Annotated in this window: 17 protein-coding genes; 9 read left to right on the forward strand and 8 right to left on the reverse strand. The window is 71.4% G+C overall.

Going from position 1 to position 23,320, the window contains the following annotated elements:
• The first annotated feature begins 118 nt into the window (after positions 1 to 118).
• The 5 genes from DT057_RS08675 (at position 119) to DT057_RS08695 (ending at position 5,362) form a co-directional block, all read left to right on the forward strand.
• Complete coding sequence (locus DT057_RS08675; RefSeq protein WP_128561687.1) at positions 119 to 922, forward strand: alpha/beta fold hydrolase; 804 nt, start codon at positions 119 to 121, stop codon at positions 920 to 922.
• An 82-nt stretch (positions 923 to 1,004) separates the two neighbouring features.
• Positions 1,005 to 2,393: an MFS transporter gene (locus DT057_RS08680; RefSeq protein WP_128561688.1), complete on the forward strand. Its 1,389-nt coding sequence runs from the start codon at positions 1,005 to 1,007 to the stop codon at positions 2,391 to 2,393.
• Positions 2,394 to 2,519: 126 nt separating this feature from the next.
• The gene (locus DT057_RS08685; protein ID WP_128561689.1) at positions 2,520 to 3,761 is read left to right on the forward strand and encodes a CaiB/BaiF CoA transferase family protein; all 1,242 of its coding nucleotides are present in this window, start codon (positions 2,520 to 2,522) and stop codon (positions 3,759 to 3,761) included.
• On the forward strand, positions 3,758 to 4,738 hold the full coding sequence (locus DT057_RS08690; protein ID WP_238313895.1) for a hydroxymethylglutaryl-CoA lyase: 981 nt from the start codon (positions 3,758 to 3,760) through the stop codon (positions 4,736 to 4,738). The genes DT057_RS08685 and DT057_RS08690 overlap by 4 nt, the downstream gene beginning before the upstream one ends.
• Before the next feature lie 57 nt (positions 4,739 to 4,795).
• The gene (locus DT057_RS08695) at positions 4,796 to 5,362 is read left to right on the forward strand and encodes an isochorismatase family protein (protein WP_128561690.1); all 567 of its coding nucleotides are present in this window, start codon (positions 4,796 to 4,798) and stop codon (positions 5,360 to 5,362) included.
• 232 nt (positions 5,363 to 5,594) lie between these two features.
• Here DT057_RS08695 and DT057_RS08700 read toward each other — a convergent pair whose 3' ends face one another.
• From DT057_RS08700 to DT057_RS08730, 7 genes are all read right to left on the reverse strand, one after another.
• A complete protein-coding gene (locus tag DT057_RS08700) occupies positions 5,595 to 6,401 on the reverse strand; it encodes an HpcH/HpaI aldolase/citrate lyase family protein (RefSeq protein WP_128561691.1) in 807 nt (268 codons plus the stop codon).
• Positions 6,391 to 7,167, reverse strand: a complete 777-nt coding sequence (locus DT057_RS08705) for a GntR family transcriptional regulator (protein WP_128561692.1) — start codon at positions 7,165 to 7,167, stop codon at positions 6,391 to 6,393. The genes DT057_RS08700 and DT057_RS08705 overlap by 11 nt, the downstream gene beginning before the upstream one ends.
• An 11-nt stretch (positions 7,168 to 7,178) precedes the next feature.
• Positions 7,179 to 8,375 (reverse strand): CaiB/BaiF CoA transferase family protein, encoded by a 1,197-nt coding sequence (locus DT057_RS08710; RefSeq protein ID WP_128561693.1) that lies wholly within the window; start codon positions 8,373 to 8,375, stop codon positions 7,179 to 7,181.
• Complete coding sequence (locus DT057_RS08715) at positions 8,372 to 9,538, reverse strand: acyl-CoA dehydrogenase family protein (protein ID WP_128561694.1); 1,167 nt, start codon at positions 9,536 to 9,538, stop codon at positions 8,372 to 8,374. Before DT057_RS08715 ends, DT057_RS08710 begins: the two co-directional genes overlap by 4 nt.
• Before the next feature lie 54 nt (positions 9,539 to 9,592).
• Positions 9,593 to 10,978: an MFS transporter gene (locus DT057_RS08720; protein ID WP_128561695.1), complete on the reverse strand. Its 1,386-nt coding sequence runs from the start codon at positions 10,976 to 10,978 to the stop codon at positions 9,593 to 9,595.
• A 67-nt stretch (positions 10,979 to 11,045) separates the two neighbouring features.
• Complete coding sequence (locus DT057_RS08725) at positions 11,046 to 11,543, reverse strand: MaoC family dehydratase (RefSeq protein WP_128561696.1); 498 nt, start codon at positions 11,541 to 11,543, stop codon at positions 11,046 to 11,048.
• A 781-nt stretch (positions 11,544 to 12,324) separates the two neighbouring features.
• Positions 12,325 to 12,516, reverse strand: coding sequence for a hypothetical protein (locus tag DT057_RS08730; RefSeq protein ID WP_128561697.1), 192 nt, complete (start codon positions 12,514 to 12,516; stop codon positions 12,325 to 12,327).
• Between the two features lie 172 nt (positions 12,517 to 12,688).
• Between DT057_RS08730 and DT057_RS08735 the strand changes: the two genes are divergently transcribed.
• Positions 12,689 to 12,940: a DUF6894 family protein gene (locus DT057_RS08735; protein ID WP_244937367.1), complete on the forward strand. Its 252-nt coding sequence runs from the start codon at positions 12,689 to 12,691 to the stop codon at positions 12,938 to 12,940.
• A 252-nt stretch (positions 12,941 to 13,192) separates the two neighbouring features.
• On the opposite strand, the gene DT057_RS08740 is transcribed toward DT057_RS08735, so the two are convergent.
• Positions 13,193 to 13,549, reverse strand: a complete 357-nt coding sequence (locus DT057_RS08740) for a helix-turn-helix domain-containing protein (RefSeq protein WP_128561698.1) — start codon at positions 13,547 to 13,549, stop codon at positions 13,193 to 13,195.
• Positions 13,550 to 13,917: 368 nt separating this feature from the next.
• On the opposite strand from DT057_RS08740, the gene DT057_RS08745 reads away from it, so the two are divergent.
• The 3 genes from DT057_RS08745 (at position 13,918) to DT057_RS35445 (ending at position 22,607) form a co-directional block, all read left to right on the forward strand.
• Positions 13,918 to 15,681, forward strand: coding sequence for a type I secretion system permease/ATPase (locus DT057_RS08745; RefSeq protein ID WP_128561699.1), 1,764 nt, complete (start codon positions 13,918 to 13,920; stop codon positions 15,679 to 15,681).
• A 3-nt stretch (positions 15,682 to 15,684) separates the two neighbouring features.
• Positions 15,685 to 17,064, forward strand: a complete 1,380-nt coding sequence (locus DT057_RS08750; protein WP_128561700.1) for an HlyD family type I secretion periplasmic adaptor subunit — start codon at positions 15,685 to 15,687, stop codon at positions 17,062 to 17,064.
• Positions 17,065 to 17,153: 89 nt separating this feature from the next.
• Positions 17,154 to 22,607 carry a hypothetical protein gene (locus DT057_RS35445; RefSeq protein WP_162501355.1) on the forward strand — a complete coding sequence of 1,818 codons (5,454 nt, stop codon included), beginning with the start codon at positions 17,154 to 17,156 and terminating at the stop codon, positions 22,605 to 22,607.
• The last annotated feature ends 713 nt before the right edge of the window (positions 22,608 to 23,320 follow it).

Consider the following 23,320-nt stretch of genomic DNA (forward strand, 5'->3'; position numbering starts at 1 on the left):
GGCCCTCCCGGCAGCGCCCGCCACGGGCGGGCTCTCCCCGGGCACCGCCCGCCCGGGGCCGCCGCCGCGAAGCCGCCGACCGCCCCGCGATGATCCCTCCCGCCTCCACGGACACGCCATGCCGAGCGCACAGATCAACGGACACCGGATGCACTACGAGGTCCACGGGACGGGCGAGCCCCTGATCCTGTCGGGCGGGTGGGGCACGTTCTGCCACGGCGAGGAGCGCCACCTCCCGGCCGGGCTGACGGACCGCTACAGCGTGATCCTGTTCGACCACCGCGGGATCGGCGAATCCGGCGACGACCTCGCGGTCCCGGCGACCACGGCCCTCTACGCCGACGACGTGATGGGGCTGGCCAGCCACCTCGGGGTCGCGCGCGCGCACCTCGTCGGCCTCATCGGGATGGGCGCCTGCATCATGCAGGAGGTGGCGATCCGCCGGCCCGACCTCGCCCGGTCGATGGTGAACACCGGGGCCTGGATCGCCGTCGACCGCTTCCTCGGCGACCAGCTCGCGATGCTCCTGTCCGCCCACCGCGACTTCGGCTTCCTGCCCTTCCAGAAGATCGTCTCGCTGCTGTCGTTCGAGCCCGACTACTACGCCCGCAACGTCGACCGGCTGCTCGGCGAGACCGGCGTCTGGAGCGAGCTCAACGGCCGCGTCGGCGCCCATGCCCGCTTCATCGAGGCCTGCCTCGCCCACGACGCCCGGGACCGCGCCGGCGCCATCCGGGCGCCGACCCTCGTCCAGCACGCCGGCCTCGACCAGGTGACGGGCCCGCGCACGACCCGGCCGATCGAGGAGGCGATCCCGAACGCGGAGGGCCTCGACATGCCGCAGGCCGCCCACGTCATCGCCGGCTCCCGCCGCAAGGCCGAGTTCGCCGACGCCCTGCTGGGCTTCCTCGCCCGGCACTGACCGCCTGCGCGGGCGGGAGGCGCCCGCCCGACGGGCATCGAGACGGCCGGGACAGGCCGCGCGAACCGGAGAGGACACACCCATGGCCGACGTCATCAACGCGGGAGCGCGCCTCGACCGCCTTCCGGTCTCGCGCTTCCACTGGCGCATGCTCTGGCTCATCGCGGCGGGCGGCTTCGTCGACGCCTTCGACGTCTACCTCGCGAGCAGCGTCGTTGCCGCCATCGTCAAGGACGGCTTCTCCGACCTCGCGCACGGCGCGATGTTCGTCTCCTCCGGCTTCTTCGGGATGCTGATCGGCGCGGCCTCGTCGGGCTACCTCGGCGACCGCTACGGCCGCCGCTTCTCCTACCAGGCGAACCTCGCCATCTTCGGGGCCGCCTCGCTCGCGGCGTGCTTTGCCCCCAGCATCACGGTGCTGATCGCCTGCCGCTTCGTCATGGGCATCGGCCTCGGGGCCGAGCTCGTGGTGGCGGCCGGCACGCTCTGCGAGTTCATCCCGCCCTCCCATCGCGGGCGCTGGGGCGCCCTCCTGGGCATGCTGATCAACGTCGGCCTCCCGGCCGCGAACGCGGCGGGGTACTTCCTGATCCCGCAATTCACCTGGCGGGTGATGTTCCTGATCGCCGGGGTCGGGGCGTTCGTCGTCTGGATCCTGCGCAAGCAGATGCCGGAATCACCCCGCTGGCTCGAGTCGCGCGGCCGCACCGCCGAGGCCGAGGCGACGCTCGCGCGGATCGAGGCGGAGGTGGGCGCGCAGGTCGGCGCGCTTCCCGCGGTCGCGGTCACCCGGGACCTGCGCCAGCCCGACATGCCCATGCGGGCGCTGTTCTCGCGCGCCCTCGCCCCGCGCACCTTCGTGGCCGCGCTCTCGCAGGTCGCCGTCAACGTCTCGGTCTACGGGATGATCGCCTGGATCCCGACCTTCCTGGTCAAGCAGGGGCTGTCGGTGGTCCAGTCCCTCGGCTTCACCACGCTGATGACCATCGGCGGGCCGTTCGGCGCGCTCGTGGGCTACCTGCTCGCCGACCGCATCCCCCGCAAGACCTCGATGATCGGCGTCTGCGTGGTCATCAGCCTGTTCGCGCTGGTCTACCCCCACGTGAGCGACCCGATGGCGGTGATGGCCGTGGGATTCGGGCTCGTGAGCGCGATCTACTTCCTGGTCGCGGTGGCGTTCTACTCCTACGGTCCCGAGCTGTTCCCGACGGCGCTGCGCCTGCGGGGCGGCGGCTTCGCGAATGCCTGCGGGCGGCTGGCCTCGATCACGATGCCCTACGTCGTCGTCGCGCTGTTCACGGGCTTCGGCGTGGCGGGCGTGGTCGGCATGGTGGTGACGGCCCTCGCGCTGCTCGCCGTGAGCGTGGCGCTCCTGCCCGTCGAGATGCGCTCTACCTCCCTCGAGGAGGCGGAGCGGGACGGCGCCGAGGCGGGGGTCGCGCCCCTCGCGGCGCGGGGCGCGCACCCGTGAGGGAGGCGGGCGCGCCGAGGGGCCCCGCGCGGCACGGACCCCGCCGCGGGCCAGACCCCCGCCCGCGGCCCCGCCGCGGGCCTGGGCGCGGGCGGTCGACCAGACGTCATCAGGGAGAGCGAGCACATGGCTGAGCAGACGACGGGCACCGGTCCCCTGTCCGACCTGCGGGTCGTCGAGATGGGCCAGCTCCTGGCCGGGCCGTTCTGCGGGCAGCTCTTCGCCGATTTCGGCGCGGAGGTGATCAAGGTCGAGGCGCCGGGAATCGGCGACCCGATGCGGGAATGGGGCCAGAAGGATGCCGGCACGGCGCTGTGGTGGCCGGTGGTCGCCCGCAACAAGAAGTCGGTCGAGATCGACGCGCGCGAGCCGGACGGGCAGGCGCTGATCCGGGACCTCGTGGCGCGCTCCGACGTGCTGATCGAGAATTTCCGCCCCGGCACCCTGGAGCGCTGGGGGCTCGGCTACGAGGCCCTCGCGGCCCTCAACCCGGGCCTCGTCATGATCCGGGTGTCCGGCTACGGCCAGACCGGGCCCTACGCCCACAAGGCGGGCTACGGCTCGATCGGGGAGGCCATGGGCGGCATGCGCTACGTCGTCGGCGACCCCTCGACCCCGCCCTCGCGCAGCGGCATCTCCATCGGCGACACCCTGGCGGCGACCTTCGCGTGCCTCGGCGGGATGATGGCGATCCACGCCCGCGCCCGCACGGGCCGCGGCCAGGTCGTCGACAGCGCGATCTACGAGGCGGTGCTCGCCGTGATGGAGAGCCTCGTGACCGACTACGACCGCACGGGCTACATCCGCGAGCGCACGGGCGCGATCCTGCCGCGCATCGCGCCCTCGAACGTCTACCCGACGCGGGACGGGATCTTCGTGCTGATCGCCGCCAACATGGACAGCGTGTTCAAGCGCCTCGCCGCCGCCATGGGGCGGCCGGAGCTCGCGGACGATCCCCGCTTCGCCACCCACACGGCGCGGGGCGAGAACCAGGCGGAGCTCGACGCCACGGTCTCCGCCTGGACGGGCGCCCTCGGCCGGGAGGAGCTCGGCCGCCTCCTCGACGACCACGGCGTCCCCCGGGGCGACATCTACCGGGCGCCCGAGATGCTGGAGGATGCCCACTTCAAGGCCCGGCAGGCGATCGTCGACGTCCTCCACCCGCAGCTCGGGACGCTCAAGATGCAGAACGTCGCGCCCCGCCTGTCGGAGACGCCCGGCGCGGTGCGCACGCCCGGCCCGGCGCTCGGGCAGCACAACGCGGAGGTGCTGCGCGACCTCCTCGGCCTCGATGCCGCCCGGCTCGAGGCGCTCGCGGGCCGGGGCGTCGTCGGCGCGGCCCCGCCGGCGCGGACGGCCGCCGCGTGAGCCCGGCCGCCCCCGCCCGCGGCCCGGTGCTGCCCGGGCGCGTGACCCTGGTCGAGGTCGGCCCGCGCGACGGGCTCCAGAACGAGGCGCGGCGCCTGGCGACGGACGACAAGCTCGCCCTCATCCGCCGCCTCGCCGCCGCCGGGATCACCCGCATCGAGGCGACGAGCTTCGTGCATCCGGGCCGCGTGCCGCAGATGGCGGACGCGGAGGCCGTGATGGCGGGCGTGCCCCGGGACCGGGGCGTCGCCTACGCGGGCCTCGTGCTCAACCCGCGGGGGGCCGAGCGCGCGGTCGCGGCCGGCTGCGACGAGATCGGCTCCGTCGTCGTGGCGACCGAGAGCTTCAGCCTGCGCAACCAGGGCCGCTCCGTCGCCGACACCCTCGCCGACTGGGCCCGGATCGCCGCCATCGCCCGCGGCGCGGGCCGCCGGCTCACGGTCACGATCGCGGCCGCCTTCGGGTGCCCGTTCGAGGGCCTCGTCGATCCCGCCCGGGTCGTCGCCCTGGCGGAGGCGGCCCTCGCGGCGGGGCCGGACGAGATCGCGCTCGCCGACACGATCGGCGTCGCGGTGCCGACCCAGGTCGTCGACCTGTTCCACCGCCTGCGCGCGGTCGCCGGCGCGGTCCCGCTGCGGGCGCATTTCCACAACACCCGCAACACCGGCTACGCCAACGCCTACGCGGCCCTGACGGCGGGCGTGTCGGCGCTCGACGCCAGCGCCGGCGGGATCGGCGGCTGCCCGTTCGCGCCGGCCGCCACCGGCAACGTCGCGACCGAGGACCTGATCTACCTGCTGGACGGGCTCGGCGTGCGCACGGGTGTCGACGGCCCGGCCGTCGCCGCCCTGGCGCCGTGGCTCGAGGACGCCCTCGGGCACCCGGTCCCGGGCCAGCTCGGGCGGGCCGGGTTCAGCACCGTCGTGCCCCGGGCCGACCCGCGCCCCCCGGACGGCCTGGAGCCCGGGCCGTCCTGAGCCCCGCGACCCCGATCCCCCGATGCGGCCCCGCCAACCCGAGAGGTCCCGATCCCCATGCCGAACCTCGCTCCCTCCGACGTCGTCCTGCTGTTCGCCGATCTCCAGGACAGCATCGTCGGCCACAGCGCCACCAACGGCGAGGCCGCGATCCGCAAGGCGGCCGGGGCGCTCGCCGTGCTCGCCCGCGACCTCGCCATCCCGGCCGTCGCCTCCGTGGTGCCGTTCGGGACCGACGACCCGCGTCCGCTCGCCGAGATCACGGCGGCGCTGCCGGACGTCCCGGTGCTCGCGCGCGGCGGGCCGTCCGTGTTCGCGCACGCCCTGACCCGCGACGCGATCCTGGGCACGGGGCGGCGCACCCTCGTGCTCGCCGGCGTCGCGAGCGAGGTCGTGGTGCTGCACGCGAGCCTGCGCGCCCGCGAGGCCGGCCTCGCCGTCCACGTCCTCCTCGACGCGAGCGGCGGGTTCTCACCCCGCACCGAGGCGGCGGCCCTGCGGGAGATCGAGGCGGCGGGCGGCGTCACGAGCTCGGTCGCGAGCTTCGCGACCCGGCTCGCCGACGCGTTCGACGGCCCCGAGGGCCGGGCCGCGATGGCGGCCCTGGTGAGCCTGATGGGCTGAGCCCGCCCCCTAAGCCCGACGCCGGGGCGCCGGGGGGCCCAGCGCCTCGCCGGCCCCTCGGGACCGATCCCGGTGCCCTGCGCGCCCCGGGCCGCGAGCGCCCGGGCGGGGGCGCCGGCGCCGGCGCCGCAGCCGACGTCGAGGACGGGGGCAGCCGTCGAGGCCCCCGAGCGCCTGCGCGACGGCCTCGAGCGCCCTGCGGGGGCCCCGTCCGCTTGGGCGCTCCCGCGGCTCAGGCGGCGTCTTCCAGGATGGCCTCGGCCTGGAGGCGGACCGGGCGGTCGACGAGCTTGCCGTCGACCACGATCGCGCCGGGACCGGCCGCGCAGGCGGCGAGCACGCGCCGCGCCCAGGCGACCTCCTCGGCGCTCGGGGAGAAGCCGGCATTCACCGCGGCGACCTGCCCCGGATGGATGCAGAGCTTGCCGCCGAACCCGAAGCGGCGGGCCCGCTCCACGTCCCCGGCCAGGACGTCGTCCTGGCGGACCGCGACGGTCACGCCGTCGACCGGCGGGGCGAGGCCGGCGAGCGCCGATTCGAGCACGAGCCGGCTGCGGACGTAGTCGAGCTCGCGGTCGTGGCCGCGGATGCCCGCCTCAGTGCAGAAATCCACCGACCCGAAGGCGAGCCGGTGCAGGCCCGGCGCGGCGGCGAGCCCCCGCAGGTCCGCGAAGGCCCGCACGGTCTCGACGAGGGCGACGAGCGACCGCTCCGGCGCCAGGCGGGCGCGCAGGGCCGCGAGCCCGTCCGAGCCCTCGGTCTTGGGCAGCATCAGCCCGGCGAGGCCCGGCAGGCCCGCGAGGGCGCGCACGTCGTCCTCGTGCCAGGGCGTGCCGAGGGCGTTGACGCGCACGATGGCGGATCCGGGCGGGGCCCCGGCGAGCCAGTCCGCGAGCCCGTCCCGGGCCCCCGCCTTGGCGTCCGGCAGGACCGCGTCCTCGAGGTCGAGCACGACCCGGTCGGCCCCGCTCGCCAGGGCCTTGGCGAAGCGCTCCGGGCGGTCGCCCGGGCAGAACAGGTAGCTGCGCTCACGCCTCATCGCCGGCCTCCCCGCCGCCCCGCGCGCCCGGCCGCTCGCGGCGGAAGACCTCCGAGTAGCTGAAGCGGTCGGCCGGATGGGTGCTGATCGCCACCTCGATCACCTCGCCGCGGCGGTTGAGGTAGAGGCGGCAGACCCAGAGGGCCGGCGAGCCGGCCTCGGCGTCGAGGCGGCGCGCCTGCTCGGGCGAGAGCGGAACCGCCCGGATCTGCTGCTGCACCTCCGAGACCGTCTCGCCGAACTGCTCCTCGATGCGGACGTAGACCGGCACGGTGGAGCGCCCGCCGAGCTGGCGCACGGAGCGGAAGGCCGGATGGATGTAGATGTCGCTCGCGCAGAGCGGCGGGGCCGGCGCCCCCTCGAGGTGGCGCAGGCCCCGGACGTGGAGCCAGGACTGGCCCGCGGGCGCCTGCGCCAGGGCGGCGATCTCCCGGTCGAGGGGCGCCATCTCGACGTCCACGATCTCGAGCTCGGTCTCGGCCGTGTACTGCTGGAGGTCGGCCATGCCCTGCATGACCTGCCGGTAGGCCGTGCGGGCCCGGGTGCTCAGGACCCGGGTGCCGACCCCCGCCTGCCGGCTCACGAGCCCGAGCTCCACGAGCCGCTTCACGGCCTCCCGCACGGTGAACCGGCTCGCCCCGAACTGCTCGCACAGCGCGAGCTCGGTCGGCATCAGGCCGCCGACGGGGTAGCGGCCGGTCTCGATCTCGCTGATGAGCGTCTGGGCGAGCTGGAGGTAGCGGGGCTGGGGCGTGATCAGGGACATGAGGGAGGGTCTTAGCGCACCACGGCCCGCGCGCGTAGGTCGCCGATCGCGTGGGCCGAGAAGCCGGCCGCGCGCAGGAGCGCCTCGGTGTCCTGGCCGAGCGCGGGCGCGGCCGCGGTCGGGTGCGCGGCGCCCGCGACCCTGACCGGCGAGGCGATGCCGCGGACCGGGCCGTGCCGCTCGTGGGCGAAGTCGACGATCCGCTCCTGCTCGTGCGCGAACGGGTTCTCCAGCGCCTCGCGCACGTCGTGGACGGGCGCCACCGGCACCTTGCCGCCGAGGATCGCCATCCAGGCGGCGGTCGTCCTGTGCGACAGCGCCTCGTCGATCGCGGCGTTGACCCGGGGCCGGTTGCGCAGGCGCGCCGCGAAGGTCGCGAAGTCCGGGTCGTCCGGCCACTCGGGGTGGCCCACGAGGTCCGCCAGCACCCGGAAGAACTTCTCCTTCTGGCACATGATGAAGATCCAGCCGTCCGCGGTCCGGTAGAGCTGGCTCGGGGTGAGGGAGGGGTGGCTGGAGCGCGGCGCGCGCGTCGTGACGGTGCCGCCGTTGAGGTACCAGGTGCCCACGTAGCAGAGGTTGTGGAGCGCGACGTCGAACAGGCTGACGTCGTAGTCCCGGCCCCGGCCGGTGCGGCGTGCCGCGAGGACGCCGGCGAGCAGCGCCATGGCGGCGGTCGTCCCGGTCATGAGGTCGATGATCGACAGGCCCATCCGGGCCGGCGGCCCGTCCGGCTCGCCCGTGACGGAGAGGTAGCCGGCCTCCGCCTGCATCAGGTAGTCGTAGCCCGGCCAGGCCGCCCGCGAGCCCGTCCGGCCGTAGGCCGAGAGGTGGACGCAGACGAGGGCCGGGTTGACCTCGGCGAGGCTCGCGTGGTCGAGCCCGAGCTTGGCCGGCAGGTCGCCCCGCAGGTTGTTGAACACCGCGTCGGCGTCCCGGGCGAGCGCGCGCAGCACGGCGCGGCCGTCCGGCGCCTTGAGATCGAGGGCGATCGAGCGCTTGTTGCGGTTGAACGCCTCGTAGAAGTGGCTGTCGCCCGGCTCGAGGAAGTGGGGCCCGACGTGGCGGCCGACGTCGCCGCCGTCCGTGAGGTTCTCGACCTTGACGACGTCGGCCCCGAGATCGGCGAGGTGCTGCGTGCCGAAGGGCCCGGCGCCGTACTGCTCGACCGACAGGACCCGCAGGCCCGCGAGCGGCAGGCCGCTCATATCCGGTTCCTCTCGACGAGCTGCTTGGCGATGATGATGCGCTGCATCTCATTCGTGCCCTCGCCGATGACGAGGAGCGGCGCGTCGCGGTAGAGCCGCTCGACGTTGTACTCCTTCGAGTAGCCGTAGGCGCCGTGGATGCGCATGGCCTCCGTGGCGTTCTCGACGGCGGCCTCGGTGGCGAAGTACTTCGCCATGCCGGCCTCCATGTCGCAGCGCTCGCCGCGGTCGAAGGACTCGGCCGCCCGGTAGGTCAGCAGGCGCGCCGCCTCGACCCGGGTCGCCATCTCGCCGAGCTTGAGCTGGATCGCCTGGTGCTCGCAGATCGGCTTGCCGAAGGTCCGGCGGATCTGCGCGTAGGCCACCGCCTCCTTCAGGGCCGCGTCCGCGACCCCGACGCCGCGGGCCGCCACGTTGATGCGGCCGAGCTCGAGCCCGCCCAGGATCTGCTGCAGGCCGCGCCCCTCGCGGCCCCCGATCAGCCGGTCGGCCGGGACCCGGTACTCCTCGAAGCTCAGCTCGCAGGTGTCGATGCCCTTGTAGCCGAGCTTCGGCAGCTTGCGGCTGACGTTGAAGCCCGGCCCCTTCTCGGCGATGAGCAGGCTCATGCCCTTGTGGCGCGGCGTCGCGCCCGTGTCGGTCTTCACCAGGAGCGCGAAGGTGTTGCCGTAGTAGCTGTTCGTGATCCAGGTCTTGGTGCCGTTGACGGCGTAGTCGTCGCCGACCCGCCGCGCGGTCGTGCGGATCGCCTGGAGGTCGGTGCCGCAATCGGGCTCGGTCAGGGCGATGCCGCCGCGCAGCTCGCCGGTGGCGAAGCGCGGCAGGTAGGCCTGCTTCTGCGCCTCCGTGCCGTAGCGCTGCACCGCCATCGCCATGATGAGGTGCGAGTTGACGATGCCGCTGATCGACATCCACACCGCCGACATCCGCTCGATGATCTTGGCGTAGGTCGCCGTGGAGAGGCCGAGGCCGCCGTGCTCGGGCTGGATCAGGCAGCCGAACAGGCCGAGCGCCTTCATCTTCTCGACGATCTCGGCCGGGTACTCGTCGCGGGCCTCGAGGTCGTGGACGTAGGGCCGCACGTCCGCCTCGAGGAAGCGGTCCACGGAATCGAGGATCAGGGCCTCCTCGTCGTGCATCTCGGCGGGCGTCTTCATGTCCATGGCGGTCGTCCTTCGTGGCGGTGGGTCTGCGGGTTCGCCGGGAGGGCTCCGGCGTCAGGCGTGGCGGTGCAGGGCGCCGGGGGACGCGGCCTCGCGGCGGCCGGGCGGGCTGCCGGCGTCGTCGAGGGACACGCCGCCGGTCTCGACCCGCAGGACGAGGATCGCCGCGACGAGTGCTGCCAGCACGCAGCCGACGAGGCCGAGCACGCCGGGGAGCCCGAAGGCCTCGAACAGCCCGACGACCAGGAACGGCGTCGCGATCGAGGCGGCCCGCCCGCACATCCCGGCGACGCCGGTGCCGCGCAGCCGCAGGTGGGTCGGGAACAGTTCCGGGATGTAGCCGTAGAGGCCGAGCGTCACGAGGGTGTAGATGCTGGTGACGAGGCAGAAGCCCACGACCGTGATCTCGACGGGCTCGCGCAGGGTGGCGTAGACGACGCCGAGCGCCATGATGGCGAGGCAGGTCCCGACGAGGGAGCGCTGCCGGGAGATCCGGTCGCCGAGCGCCATGCCGACGAGGGCGCCCGCGATGCTGCCGAGGGACATCAGGGTGGTGAAGCCCAGCGACTGCACCACGCTCATGCCCTGGCGCACCAGGAAGGTCGGCAGCCAGGCGACGAAGCCGTAGACCGAGATGTTGACCGCCATGCAGGTGAGCGCGGCCGCGGTCGTGCGCCCGATCATCCCGGGGCGGAACAGGGCCGTGACGGGCGCCGCCGGCACCGCGAGGCTGCGCACCGTCGCGACCGGCGGCAGGGCGCGCCCGGCCCCGACCTCGGCCTCGATGGCCCGGAGCGTGCGCTCCGCCTCCTCGGGCCGGCCGACGGCCTCGAGCCAGCGGGGCGATTCCGGCATCCGCTTGCGCAGGAGCCAGATCGCGATGGCTCCGACCCCCGCGATGGCGAACATCGCCCGCCACCCGAGCGCCGGGATGACGAGGTAGCCGACGCTCGTCGCCACGAACAGCCCGGAATTTGTCAGGATGCCCAGGATGGCGATCCAGCGGCCCCGGTAGGCGGGCGGGACGAACTCGCAGAGCGTGCCCGCCGCCACCACGAGCTCGGCCCCGAGGCCGATGCCCATGACGAAGCGGCAGAGGGTCAGGACGGCGATGTCGGGGGCAAGGCACGCCGCGAGCGAGGCGAGGCCGAACAGGCCGAGGTTGAACTGGTAGGAGGCGCGCCGCCCGTAGCGGTCGCCGACGTAGCCGGCGAGCCCCGCCCCGATCAGCATGCCGGCGAAGGTCGCCGACACGAAGGTCGCGTTCTGCGCCTGCGTCGAGAACCCCTCCTTCAGCATGGCCGCGATGACGCCGCCCGCGAGGTAGATGTCGAAGGCGTCGAGGGCCGCGCCGGCCCCGATCAGCCCGAGGATGCGCCAGTGGAACCGCGCGATCGGGAGCCGGTCCAGGCGGGCTCCCGCGTTGACGACCTGTGCCATGGCCTCGTTCTCCTCCCGGTTCCCGTCCCGTCCGGCCTTCGCGGCTCTGCTTCGGGGTGACGCGTCCTCAGCCCTCGCCGACGCCGTGGCCCTGCTTCGGCACGAGGGCGCTGCGCACGAAGTCCATCACGGGCGAGCCGTCCTGCTTGAAGGCGCGGGTGCGGACGGTGACGATTCCCTGGCCCGGCCGGGAGCGCGACGCGCGCGTCTCCAGCACCTCGGACTCGGCGTAGAGCGTGTCGCCCGGGAAGACCGGGCCCGTGAGGTTGATCTCCTTCCAGCCGAGGTTCGCGATGGCCTTGCCGCTGACGTCGGCCACCGTCATGCCGAGCACGATCGCCAGGCTGAGCCCGCTGTTCACCAGGGGCTGCCCGAACTCGCTCTTCTCCGCGAAGGCCCGGTCGCAGTGCATCGGGTGGAAGTTCATGGTCATGAGCGAGAAGTTGATGTTGTCGGATTCCGTGACGGTCCGGCCCGGCCGGTGCTCGTAGACGTCGCCGACGACGAACTCCTCGAGGTATCGCCCGAACTTGGTGGTGTGACGGGTCCCGCCTGCTTGCGCCATCTCGTCCTCCCAATTGTCCGGACAAAGTCACAAAGGGAGCGGGGTGTCAAGGCAACGCGCGTCGGCAGGGGGGATCGTCGCTTCAGAGATCGACCCGGGACGCCCGGAACGCGGTGCCGGTCCGCGAGCGCGAGGAGCGCCCCCGGAGCGAGTGCCCCCGAAGCAAGTGCCTCAGGAGCAAGCCCCGAGGTCGCGGACGCAACCGCCGGCGCCAGAGGTGCCGGGACAAGCAAGGGCGTCTCTCGGCAGCACTCGCGTTCTGCCGCGGCGGATGGCCGGCATGTGATGGGGTATCGCCCGTGTCTCGGCCGGGCGATGCCGGAGGCGACGGGCTCCTCCGGTCCGGCGCGGGAGCCGTCCCTCGGCAGGGATGCCGGGATCGCCTCGGGATGACCGGGTCGGTTGCGTGCGTGACGGAACGCCGCCCGGTGGCGAAGCGCCTTCGAGGCGAAGTTCGTGCGAGGGGTTTATCTCGAGCACAGGCCGGCGCGGATGGGCGCGACCACGCCGGACGGCACGATCATGGCGCGATTCGTCCTGCCTAAATGCCGGAGCGATGCAGTAGCGTCATGTCGCGACGTCCGGGCGCGCTGCCGGACAGCCGAGCCTCGCCATGAGCCGGCACGCGGCGAGGGGAGGCAACGCCCGGTCTCCGGCGCAGAGGAGCGCTGCCCTGCGACAAGTCCGACCGGTCCACGGCCGAGCGAGTCGGACCGCGCCTTCTCGCCGCCATGCGCTCCAAAACGTCAAGGCCTTCTTGGTGGCGAGCACAGGAAGTTCATCAAAGTGACGCGACTTTGCCGATCGTCTCCTCTCCGCTCTGCGTGATGATTAGCTTTCTGAGCATTCGCGCAACATGAAGGCGCACTTTCTCAGCTTGCGAAACATCATCGGTAGCAATGTACTCGACGGTCATGTTGCTCAAGTTGCGCATACGGCTAAGCCCTTCGGCGGATTCCGCATTGATATACATCAGTCATACTCCATCATCATTCGACGGTAAAGTGAATTTAATACCCTGCGAATCAAGTCAGGGCGACCGCGGATTTATTTAACGTGTTAACTTCTATCAGCTTTGCAAAGATATACAGGGGATGCAAAATGATCCTCCATCGGCTACGTACGTATTCCGGAGTGCGCAGATCATGAGGCTGACCGGGGAGGGCGTCTTAGTGCACCGTTTCCACTTCGATCTCATCGATGGGCGCACCCTCGTTCGGGACGACGAAGGCGTCGAAGCCGAGGACCTGAGCTGCGCTCTGGAACAGGCTCGGGCCACGATCGAAGAGATGCGGGCCAGTGGCGACCTGAGTGACCTTGCCGGCCGATGGCAGCTCGTGGTGCGATCCGAGAGCGGCACCGTGCTTGCCAGCATCTCCCTTCCCGAGCTTCATTGAAGCCCCTCGAACGCGGGGCCGAAGCCACTTCCACCCGAGTCGGGCGACCGGATCAGGTGCGCGCATCGGCCACCTTCGCGCGCGCAGGTCAGGCCGCATCGAAGAGGACTTCCGCCGTCACGAGCGGTGAGATGAAACGCAGACGCGCGGTCTCGGATCACGCCGCGGGGCCAGCCTCCCGCACCGGGTCCGCGGACACTGAGCTGTCGTCGAGACTGGTTGATACCTGGACGGTCTCCTGACTGCTGCTGATCAACTTTCCGCGATATTCTGAGATCCGCCGCGAGTGCCCTGTGCATGTTCGGCTTCGGTCTCCGATCCGAACAAGATGTCGTACGTCAAGGGATCGTAGAACCGCATCAAAGTCTGCACGAACGGGCGGATGTCGATGCCCAGCGCCTCGGCCCAGGCACGATAACGATCAGGTGGGATGCGGCCACGACCGGTCTCGAGTTGGGAGATGAACGTATAGTATTCGGCGCCGACCAACGTCGCGAGTTGCCGCTGTGAAAGGCCGCGCGACTCTCGCAGTTCCTTCAGGAACCGCCCGCCTTCGCGGCGGAGTCCCTGGACCTCTTCCGAGTCCAAGCGTTGGTGATGAGCATACACGGTGAAGGCGCCTCCTTGGCGGAGTGGAAAACTGTTATCCTGCCTTATACAGTGACATACATATGGGCCTGGCGCAGGCCGATGTCCAGCACGATTCTTGGGCCCGACCCTGCCGGCCCGCTGAATCGGAGCTTGGAAAGGAACTTGGATGCTCTATCATCGAGGGCTGGGCTGATCCCGGCGCGGAGAATCAACGTGGAGGCCGTCCGTCGGGACACCGCGCTCGGAGCGGGACAGCGGCTTGAGCGAATCGATGGGCCATTGGCTGGGAATTCGGGTGGACCAGAATAAACAAAGGCAATTGTTTGTGGCATCATAAGTGAACATATTGCCATTGTCCTGTCACAGCACGCTGGTGAGACGTCCGGATGGTCAGTGGCAATGATTCGTCATTGTTGGCGAGCGGCATACGGTCGATGCGGCCGATGCTGGTGACGGCGTTTGTTTTTGGCTTCTTCATCAACATCCTGCTTTTTGTCAGCCCTCTCTACATGCTGCAGATCTACGATCGAGTGCTTGCGAGCCGGAACGAGGCGACGCTTCTCGGCATCACGCTCATCGCGGCTTTCGCCCTCGCGGTCTACGCGACGCTGGAGATGCTGCGCTCGCGCATCCTCATCCGCGGCGGGATGGTGTTCGACCAGAAGATCGCAGGTCCGATCTTCGATGCCGTCCACCACACGATCCTGCGCAGGCCCGGCACCGGACAAGAGACGGCTCTGCGCGACGTCGACACGCTGCGCGAGTTCCTCACCGGCAGCGGACTCCTGGCTTTCTGTGACGCGCCCTGGACGCCGATCTTTCTGCTCGCCTGCTTCATCCTCCATCCTTGGTTCGGATGGATGGCCCTGGTGGGCGGGTCCGTGATCCTGGGGCTGACGCTCATCAACGAGGTTGCGACACGGCGTTCGCTGGAGGCCGCGAATCAAGCGTCCAACGCGGCCGGACAACAGGCCCGGGCGACCTTCCGCAACAGCGAAGTGCTGCAATCGATGGGCATGCTCGCCTCCGTGCGCGAGCTGTGGCGCTCCCGCCATGACGAAGTGCTGCAGCTGCAGGCCCTCGCCAGCGATCGTTCCAGCGCGATCGTCGCCGCGACGAAGTTCGTCCGCATGTTCCTCCAGACCATGGTGCTGGGCCTCGGCGCCTACCTCGCCATTCACCGGGACATTTCCGCCGGGTCGATGATCGCGGCATCCATCATCATCGGTCGCGCACTCGCCCCGATCGAATCGATCATCGCGAACTGGAAGGGTTTCACGGCAGCCCGCGCCAGCTACCGCCGTCTGCAGGATCTGGTCGCGAGCCTCGATGCGGAGCCTCGCCGCATGAGTCTTCCCCGGCCGGAAGGGCAGCTCGAGGCCGAGAACGTGTTCGTGGCGGCTCCCGGCACGGCGGCGCCCATCCTGCACGGCGTCGGCTTCCGGGTGGAGCCCGGGAGCGTGGTCGGCGTCATCGGTCCCAGTGCCGCTGGCAAATCGACCCTTGCCAAGGCGCTGACGGGTGTCTGGCCCATCGTCGGCGGGACGGTGCGCATCGACGGCTCGGAGCTCGGGCACTGGGACCCGCAGGCGCTCGGGCGCCATGTCGGCTACCTGCCGCAGGACGTGGAACTGTTCGACGGCACGGTCGCGCAGAACATCGCGCGCTTCGCCGTCGACGACGAGGCCGCGATCATCGAGGTGGCCCAGAGGGCGGGCTGCCACGCGCTCATCCAGGGCCTCCCGGCGGGGTACAACACGCGGATCGGGACCGGGGGGCACGGATTGTCCGGCGGTCAGCGCCAGCGGATCGCGCTCGCCCGGGCCATGTACGGCAATCCGAGCCTCATCGTGCTCGACGAGCCGAATGCGAGCCTCGATCAGGCGGGCGAGGCCGCCTTGATCCAGGCGGTGTCGGAGCTGAAGCACCGCGGCGTGACGGTCGTCATCGTGACCCACAAGTTCAGCATCCTCGCCGAAGCCGATCAGGTCCTGGTGATGAACGCCGGCCGCGTGCAGGCCTTCGGTGCGGCAAAGCAGATCCTGTCGCAGATTGGCGGCCACAGGCCCGCCGCGTCGCTCGTGCCGGCGGCGGAACCGGACGCTGCCGGCGACCGCCAGCTCCCGAGCCGGCAGCGGGCGGCGGGCTGAGCCATGACGAACGGATCCGCCGGACCATCGCGCGTCGCCCACTCGTCCCGCCTCGCCGCGGACCGGCGCGGCGGCATCGCGCCGCGGCACGCGGTCGGCCTGACGAGCTGGCGACGGTACGCGATCGCGGGCTACGCCCTCATCGCCGCCACCTTCGGGGTCATGGGCAGCTGGGCGGCCGTCGTCCGCCTCGATCGGGCGGTCATCAGTCCGGGCGTGATCATCGCCGAGAGCAGCCGCAAGGTCGTCCAGCACCTCGAGGGCGGCATGGTGCTGGACGTGCTGGTGAAGGATGGCCAGATCGTTCAGGAAGGCGACGTCCTCCTGCGCATCGATCCCCTTCAATCCCGTGCGAGTGCGGATCTGTTCAAGACCCAGCTCGACGCCGCCCTGCTCCTGGAGGCGCGGCTGCGCGCCGAACAGGACCAGGCGAGCGAGCTGGACCTGCCGCCGGAGCTCGCCGGGCGCCGGGACGAGGCCGGGATCGCCCGCATGATCAAGGACCAGACGATCCAGCTGGCGGAGCGGCGAAGGTCCTTGCAGTCGCAACTCGATCTCATCGACGCGCGCATCGTCCAGTTGAGGACCGAGAAGGGGGGACTCGCTGTCGAGAAGGCCTCGGTCGAAGCCCAGGTCGGGTTCATCAACCAGGAACTCGATGGCCTGCGCACCCTCCGCGAGAAGAACCTCGTCTCGCTCTCGCGTCTCCTCGTGATGGAGCGTGAGCGCACGCGGCTCGAGGGCGTGATCGGACGCTCGGTGGCCGAGGCCGCCAAGGCGCAGAACGCCATCGGCGAGGCCGGGATGCAGATCACGCAGCTCAAGCAGAAGCTGCAGGAAACCATCACCGCGCAGCTGCTGGAGACGCGCCAGAAGATCGCCGAGCTTCGCGAGAAGCTTCTCGTCGCCCAGGATGTGCTCAGACGACACGAGGTCCGCGCCTCGCACGGCGGTGTCGTTCAAGGCCTCAAGGTCTATACGATCGGGCAGGTCGTGCGTTCGGGCGAGCCGCTGATGGAAATCGTCCCCACGAGCGATCGGCTCGTGATCAGCGTGCAGTTCTCACCCAACGACCTCGAGGCCATCCACGCCGGTCTGAGGGCCGAGGTCAAGTTCCCGACGTTCCAGACGCGCCGGACCTCCGCGATCTTCGGGACGCTCAAGACCGTGTCGCGCGACCGCTTGATCGACGACACCACGAAGCAGGCCTACTTCTCCGGCATCGTCGAGATCGACGACCACCAGGTTCCGGACGACGTGAAGCGCCGCTTGCTGGCGGGGCTTCCGGCCGAGGTCGTCGTGTCGGCCGGGGAGCGAACGGCGTTCGACTACCTGGTCGCACCCTTGTTCGACGCGATGGGACATGCCTTCCATGAGCGTTAGTATCGATCTGCCGCGCATGCCAAGGTCGACCGCCGCGCGCCGCGGGGCGCCGGTCGGGCGGCCGCTCAGGCCCCGGGAGTAAGGTCGCCATGGGCGCAGTCGTCTCCTTCTTCCGACCGGCTTCCACGACGCGAGGAGACTGGTCCCAGCAGGAACTCGCCGAGTTCTACCGGGTCGAGGCCGCTCTGATCCGCGCCGGCATGCGGATCAGCAGCGAGCAGGGCCTGAGCGACGAGGCCGATCCCTGGTTCGCCTTCTGCCGGCCGGACGGCGACGCGATCATCCATTTCGCCAGGATCGACGGCAGCTACGTGGTGGCGTCCGAGGCGCTGGACCACCCGATGCGCGGCTCCGATTTCCGCGCGCTCCTCAACCAGATCGCCGCACAATACCCCGCGCTCCTGCCGATTCCGCAACGGGCGGCCGGCACCAAGCTCGTGGTCCATCCGGCGGCCCTGCTGACCGCGATCGTCGCTGCGGCGGCGCTGATCCTCACGGGCGAGGACGCCTCCGCCAGCGAGGTCGCCTCCGTCGGGTCGAGCGAACCGATGCCGCCGGTGCCCGTGGCGAGCGGCGGCGACGCGGCGCCAGCGTCGGACCTCCCGCCGTCCAAGGCCAGGGATTCCGGCGAGACCCACGAGCAGGGCGACCAGCGCAGACAGATCGAAGCGATCGTGTTCTCGGCCATGATGTTCGCCTCGCACGCGGTCGCGGCCGATGGGTTCGAGCTGAGGTCCGATCCCGAGCTGCTCCTGACCGAGCAGACCGGCAGCCTCACGGACCACCAGGCACAGACCGACCTGTCGCTGCCCGTCACTCCGGCAGCCAGCGGTGGAGGCGCGGAGGAGCGGGCCGCTCAGCGCGCGTCGGCCGCCGCCGCAGACATCGAGAATCAAGGGCACAAAGGTGCGGGGCCGTCAGGCTTCGAGCAGATCGGCACGATCCACCAGAGCCGGCCCGAGACCGGGTTCGACGGTTCCGAGCTTCTGAAGCTGGTGACGGCGATCAAGCCCGCAAGCATCGAGGCCGATGGGCACGTCGGGTTGAAAGGTGTCGAGGCGGGCAATCCCCACGCCGCGGCGGGACAGTCACCCGGCAACCGTCATTCGAAGGATGGCTCGGGCACGGCGGACGGCGGTGCGGACCCGAAGCAAGCGAACGCTCCGTCCTCGGCGACGGCGGATTCGAGCTCCCAGAGCCATGCTCAGGGTGCAGCGCAGGACGCGTCGAGCGCCGCGGACGGTGGTGTGGATGCAAAGCAAGCCAGTACCTCGGCGGCATCGATGGCCGATTCGAGTTCCCAGAGCCACAGTCAAACCGTAGCGCCAGCCGCGCTTCCGCGTACCGTGGCTGCCACTGCCTTGTCCGTGTCAGCGCCGCTCCCTGACAGAAGCTCGAGCTCACTCACGCAGCCGAGCACCGCCACGGCACCGTCAGCCTTGACCACGACGGCGGAGGCGCAGGACAACCAATCTTCACTTGGTGCCAGGTCGGGTTCCTCGCTGACGACCTCGGGAGGGGTGAGCGCCGAGGTTCTGGTCGCGAGTGCGAGCCGTTCGCCCGCGGCCAGCGCGCAGGCGGTGACCACGCCAGCGACCCCGGGGGGAGGGAGCGCCGCCGAGATCTCCGGGTCCGACCCGAGCCGCCCGGCGGCGGGCAGCACACAGGCGGCGGCCTCGCCAGCCTCCGCGGGCGCAGTCCCGCTGTCGGCCGCCTCGACCGCGGGTGCGCCCGACAGCCAGCCTTCCCTCGTGGCCGTGACGGCGACGCTGCCCGCCGCCCTGAATGGGGGGAGCGTCGAGGTCAATGCGGCGGAGGTGGGCCATTCGCTCGCGAACGGCGCACGGGCGGTGACCTCGCCGGTCACGCCGGGCCGGGCGGGCGCGGAGGTCTCCGCAGCGAGTTCCGGCCACGCGCCGGCGGACGGCACGCAGGCAGCGATCCCGTCCGCGACCCTGAGCGGGACGAGCGGCGAGGTCTCCGCAGCCGATGCGGGCCATTCGGCTGCCGGCGGCGCGCGGGTGCCGGCCCCGCCCGCCGCCCTGGCCGCGGTGAGCGTCGAGGTTCCTGCGTCGAGTTCCGGCCATTCCGTCCCGGCCAGCGCGCAAGCGGTGCCCTCGCCCACGACCCTGGGCGGTGTCACGCTCGCGGTTGCCGCGACCGCGACCGCGCAGGGCGATCAGCCCTCACTGGCTGGCAAGGCGACGACGGTGCCGACCACCGCAGGCGGCGCGAGCGCTGAGGTCTCTTCATCGAGTTCCGGTCATGCCTCTGCGGACACCCCGCAGGCTGCACTCACGCCAATCGCGACGAGCGACGTGGTCGTCGAGGTCTCCGCAACCAGTGCCAGCCATGCACCGACGGTCGCTACGCAGCTATCGGCCTCGCCCATCGCCCTGGGCGGCGTGAGCCTCGGGGTCTCCGTCGGCGACACGAGCCATCCGCCCGCGGGTGGGACACAGGCGGCCTCGCCAGCCACCACGGCTGGCGCGAGCGTTGCGGTCTCCTCATCGAGCCTCGGCCGCTCGGTCGCGGACAGCGCTCAGGCGCCAGCCGCGCCAGCCGCGCCAGGCGCACCTGGCGGGGTGAGCGCCGACGTCTCTCCATCGGGTTCCGGCCATGCCTCCGCGGACAGCGCGCAGACGGCGACCTCGCCAAATGCCGCCGGGGTCGTGAGCGTCGGGGTCTCCGCAACCGACGCGAGCCATCCGACCACGGGCGGTGCGCAGACGGCGACCTCGCTCGCCACCCTGGGCAGTGCCGGCGTCGAGGTCTCGGCAGCCGATGGGAACCATGCGCCCGCGGCCAGCGCACACGCGTCGACCACTCCGGGTGGAGCGAACGTTGCGGTCGCGGCATCGAATCTCGGCCAGTCACCCGCGGTCGCTACGCAGGAGGCCGCTTCGCCCAGCGCCGGGGGCGGGGTGAGCGCTGGAGTCTCCGCGAGCGATCTCGGCCACTCGCCTGCGGGTAGCGCGCAGACGGCGGCCTCACTGACCCTCACGGGGTCACTGGCCACCACGGGGGGAGCGGGCGTCCAGGGCGCCACGACCGATGTGAGCCACGCCTCCGCGGAGATCGCACGGACGGTGCTCTCCAACTCCCTGGGCAACGCGAACGCCGAGGTCGCTGCGACCGCTGCGAGCCATTCGCCTGCGGACAACGCGCCGGCTGCGTCCTCGCCGACCGCGACGGGCGATGCGAGCGCCGCGCTCTCGGGAGCCGGTGTCAGCCATCCGCCCGCGAACGCTGCACAGGCGACGCCCTTGCCCACTGGCCTGGGCGAGGCGAGCGCGGGGGTTTCTGCCTCGAGCGTGAGCCATCCCCTTGCGGACAGCACGCCGGTGGTCACCTCGACCATCGCGCTGGGCGGCGTGAGCGTCGCCGTCGCGGCAAGCGATGGGAGCCATCCGGCCACGGCCGCTGCACCGTCGGCTTCCTCGCCCGCCACCCTGGGTGGAGCGAGCGTCGGGGTCTCCGCAAGCGACGGGGGTTATCCGCCTGCGGGCACCGCGCAGACGGCGACGTCGCCCGCCAATCCGAGCGGGCCGAGCGTCGAGGCCTCTTCTACGCCCCGTGCGAGCCAGCCATCCGGGGACGGCACGCAGGCGACGACCTCGCCGGCCACCACGGGCGGCGTGAGCGCCGAGAGCGCCGCAACTGCTGTGAGCCACCCGTCGGCGGACATCCCACCGACGGCGACGTCGCCCACCGGCCCGGGCAGTGCGAGCGTTGGGGTCACCGCAACCGATGCGGGCCATCCCGCTGCGGCCGGCGCGCAGGTGACGGTCCTGCCGACGACCCTGGGCGGAGCGACCCTCGCGGTCTCCGCAGCCGATGCGAGCCATCCGCCCGCCGACAGCCCACCGACGGCGACGTCATCCACCGGCCCGGGCGGAGCGAGCGCCGAGGTCTCTCCATCGAATTCCGGCCACGCCGCGGCGGGCAGCACCCAGGCGGCGACGGCGCCGACCACCACGGGGGACGTGGGCGTCGCGGCCTCCGCAGCCGGCGTGAGCCATCCACCTGCGGGCGTGACACAGGTCACGAGCGCGCCCGCGACCCCGGGCGGGGTGAGCGTCGCGGCCTCCGCGCCCGACGCGAGCCATCCGGATGCGACCGGCGCGCAGGTGACGATCTCGCCAACCACTCCGGCTGGATTGAACAACGGAGTCTCCGCAGCTGATCCCGGCCATCCGCCTGCGGGTATCCCGCAGGCGATCATCCCGCCGATCACCCTGGGTGGGTTGAGCGGTGGAGCGTCTCCGTCGAGTTCCGGCCACTCACCTGCGGACAGCGGACAGACCGCATCGTCGTCCACCCCCGTGGGTGGCGTCGCGCTGCCGCCTGCCTCGTCCACGATCGTGGCCGCGCAGGATGCTCAGCCTTCACATGGTGCCGAGGCGGTGACGCTGCCGGCCGGCTCGGGCGGGGCAAGCGCCGAGGTCTCCGCACCTCATGTGGGCCATCCGCTCGCCGATAGCGGACAGGCGGCGCCCTCGCCAACCATCCAGGGTGGAACGAACGTCGGGGCCTCGGCGGCCGATGTCAGCCATTCTCTCGCGGACGGTACGCAGGCGTCACTCTCGCCCGCCACCCTGGGCGGGGTGAGCGCAGAGGTCTCCGCAGCCGATGTGGGCCACTCACCTCCGGGCAGCACACAGGCGGCAGCCTCACCGGTCGCCGTCGGCGGGGCAAGCGTCGAGGTGCCGGCAGCCGACGTGAGCCATCTTTCCGCGAACGGCGCGCAGGTGACCGCCTCGGCAACGACCCAGGGCGGGGTCGGCGTCGGGGGCTCCGCAGCCGATGTGGGCCATCCGCTCGTGAGCCATTCGCCCGTCGACGGCACGCTGACGGCACCCTCGCCCAGCACCTTGGGCGGGATCAGCGTCGAGGTCTCGGCAGCTGATCTGAGCGGTCCCTCGGCGAACGGTGCACAGGCGACCCCCTCGGCCGCCATTGCGGGCGGGGCGAGCATCGAGGTCTCGGCAGCCTCAGTGAGTCATCCGGCCGCGGCCGGGACACAGGCGGCCTCGCCGACCGCCCCGGGTGGCGCGAGCGATGCGGTCTCCGCGCCGAGCCTCGGCCATTCGGCTGCGGACGGCACACAGGCGGTGCCCTCGCCGACTGCCCTGGGCAAGGCGAGCGCCGAGGTCTCTCCATCGAGTTCGGGCGCTCCGCCCGAGGGCAGCGCACAGGCGGGACCGTCGCCGACGATTCGGGGTGAAGCGAGCCCCGAGATCGCCGCAGCCGACATCCGCCATCCAGCCGCGAACGGCCCGCACGCGGCATCCGCGCCCGCTGCCTCGGGCGGAGCGAACGCCGAGGTCTCGCCGGCCGACATGAGCCATCCGCCTGCACATGCGGCTGTCGAGATCGCGGGAGTCGATGCGGACGGTATGCTGGTGTTCGCCCCGAGCACCGGGCCGCAGCATTCTCCGGCCCCGGCCTATGCGCCACCGGAGTCAGACATCCACACGGACGTGGGGCTCGTCGGCATCGCGCATCATACCGCGCCGCTTCAGAATCTAGACTTCCACTGACGATCGTCGGTGGCATCAGCCATGGTGAGCGCGACGGTCGAGGAACTGTGCCGTGCCGGCATGATGATCGATTCGTTAATGTTTCTGAACGGAAGTCGGGCGACGTCATCAACGGGGCGGCACGCGGTCAGTCTGGTTGCATCTCTTCCGTAGGCACCTGAGTTGGCGGAGTACCGCAGCTTCGGCGGTCTGTCGTGCCGGATCTCTGCCCGCTGGGCTGCTGCAACCACCCTCCGATGCAACTCGCGTTCAGGTCTTCGCTCCGGCCTTGCGGGCAAGCTCGAGGATTCGCTTGCGGACGTGGGCTCGAATTGCCGCTGCCGCGTCATCCTGAGGGGCATTACGATTCGGATTCATTTGCTTTGCGCCAGTTGCCATCTTGTTTGCCTCTTGTCGTGCGCGACGGCATCCTCTGATGAGTGTTGTTCAACGATCGCATCGCATCAGTTTGCCATGAAGCAGCCGGTGCTGCCCGGCCACTCGGCAAGGCCGCGCAACGCGTCTGTCCCTCGCCATACAGCGACCACCTATTACGAATTCACTGTATAGCAGTTGAGCGCCGGAGAGCAAGCCGCAAAGAGGTTGCCCGCCCGGCTCCTGGAGTGTTGCGGCTCCGAGAATGGGACTATGCGTCGAAGCCGGACGCCGGGCACACGCCGGTGCCGCTGCTGGCCACCCGCATCGCCCATCTCACCCTGCCGCCTTTGGCAGGC

The organism is Methylobacterium crusticola (genome assembly GCF_003574465.1).
Lineage (GTDB): Bacteria > Pseudomonadota > Alphaproteobacteria > Rhizobiales > Beijerinckiaceae > Methylobacterium > Methylobacterium crusticola.